The 615-nt window shown below is 75.9% G+C and carries 1 pseudogene; it reads right to left on the bottom strand.

Going from position 1 to position 615, the window contains the following annotated elements:
• Positions 1-509 (bottom strand): annotated as a pseudogene (locus HLK59_RS50320) (hypothetical protein); the annotation flags it as partial.
• Positions 510-615 lie beyond the last annotated feature (106 nt).

The following is a 615-nucleotide window of genomic DNA, read 5'->3' as shown; positions in this document are numbered from 1 at the left end:
AGAGGTGTATACGAGACAGGCCCCGCCCGCCGCCCCTCCGCCGTGCGCAACCCGGGGAGCGCGGACAGGAGTTGGCCCGGAGCGCAGGTGAGGACGAACCGTGCGTCCTGCACCAGCGGGTCCAGCACCCCGCCCTCCCCCGCGTGCAGCGACAAGTACCGCCGCACATAAGGGTGTTCGACCTCGCGCAACGTCTCCGTGATGGTGCGCTGTACCTGCTCGGCGTCCCGCCCCTCCCTCAGGTACTCGATGAGCGCCCGGTGGTAGACCCGGTAGACCGAGCCACCTCCGTCGTCGTCATCGACGCTCTCCACGACGTACGACCCCGCGCGCTTGCGCAGCCACCGGATGTGGTCGTCGCGGTAGGCGTGGCCCGACAGGGCGGAGGCCAGTCGGGGCCACACTCCCGCCCAGGGCAGGCCCGCGCCTTGGGCGTAGGCGAGGGGGAGGAGCAGGTCGCGGGCCTCGGCGGCCTGGTGGCCGAGGCGTTGCACCCGGGCGCGCGCCACGGCCTCCCCGGGGGGGCGCGGCGTAGCGCCCCCCACCCCAGCGACGCTGGCGCCGGGGCGTCGGGCCCGCGCGGCCGCCGGGGCGCGCGGCACCGGGGCCCGAGCG

Source organism: Streptomyces sp. S3(2020) (assembly GCF_013044505.1).
Lineage (GTDB): Bacteria > Actinomycetota > Actinomycetes > Streptomycetales > Streptomycetaceae > Streptomyces.
The sequence above is the reverse complement of the archived record's forward strand: the minus strand, read 5'-3'. Positions and strand labels throughout refer to the sequence as shown.